This window comes from Georgenia daeguensis, from assembly GCF_039537705.1.
Taxonomy (GTDB): domain Bacteria; phylum Actinomycetota; class Actinomycetes; order Actinomycetales; family Actinomycetaceae; genus Georgenia; species Georgenia daeguensis.
The window spans coordinates 1-1,129 of sequence record NZ_BAABBA010000081.1; the positions used below are offsets into that span (position 1 = coordinate 1).

The following is a 1,129-nucleotide window of genomic DNA, read 5'->3' on the forward strand; positions in this document are numbered from 1 at the left end:
GGGGGACGCGCTAGCGTCTGGACCGCTTCACGAACCCTCCTCGTGGAGTGTCCGGGCGGGATTGCCGAACCCTGCCGCCGTCCGGAGTCGGAGCGAGATCCCGCGGCAGGGACGGGGGACCCAAGTGTTCGTGGCCCGGCCGCTGGTCGGGTCTTGGGGTGAAGCGCGGTCCGGCCTGTGCCGGGGCGTGCCGGGCGTTCTCCCGCCCGAACCCGACAGCTCACCTCGTAGGCAGCCAGGAGAGGCTTCGACTTGACCAGCACCCCCACCGTGCCCGGCGCGCGCCACCGCGCGGCCCGGCGCCCGTCCACCCCGCTCACCGCCCTGGTCTCCGGGCCCGGGGCCCGCCGGTCGCTGCTGACCGTGGCCTCCTCGGGGCTGGCGATCACGATGGCCGCGACGACCGCGGCCGCGGCCCCGCAGTCCTCCACCACCCAGGCCCTGCCCCAGGTGGACGTGACCTCGCTGACCTCCGAGGCGCTCTCCGCGATGGTGACCACCCCGTCTGTCACCGTGCCGGCGGACGTGTCCTGGTCCGTCGAGGCCGTCGCCGCCGAGGCCACCCCGGCCCCCGAGCCCGAGCCCGCGCCGGCCCCGGTGGTCGAGCGGGAGTCCGCGACCTCGCGCGACACCGCCCGCGCCCCGCTGGCCGAGGCGGCCCCGGCCGCCGCGGCGGCCCCCGAGGCCGCGCCCGCGCCCGCCCCGGCGGCGTCGGCCTCCGCCTCGGCGATCGTGAGCATCGCCCGCCAGTACATCGGCACCCCCTACGTCTCGGGCGGGGCGACCCCGGCCGGGTTCGACTGCTCCGGGTTCACCCAGTACGTCTTCGCCCAGGTCGGCATCTCCCTGCCGCGCACCTCCAGCGAGCAGCGCTACGCCGGCACCGTGGTCTCCGCGGCCGAGGCCCGCCCCGGCGACCTGGTCTGGGGCCCGGGCCACGTGGGCATCTACACCGGCAACGGCCAGCACATCGCCGCCCGCAGCCCGGGCACCGCGCTGTACGAGTCCCCGATCTACATCTCCAACCCGGTCTTCATCCGCGTCGCCTGACCGACGCCACCGCACCCCCCGGACCCCGGGGTGCCCCGCGTGGCACCCACCGCCACGCCCCCACCGCGCCGGCCCGCCC

1 protein-coding gene and 1 riboswitch are annotated in these 1,129 nt (G+C 77.3%); the gene reads left to right on the forward strand.

Annotated features, from left to right (window positions below):
• Positions 1-60: 60 nt before the first annotated feature.
• Positions 61-249: riboswitch (cyclic di-AMP (ydaO/yuaA leader) on the forward strand.
• Positions 250-252: 3 nt separating this feature from the next.
• Positions 253-1,050, forward strand: a complete 798-nt coding sequence (locus ABD774_RS21495; protein ID WP_345045823.1) for a C40 family peptidase — start codon at positions 253-255, stop codon at positions 1,048-1,050.
• Positions 1,051-1,129 lie beyond the last annotated feature (79 nt).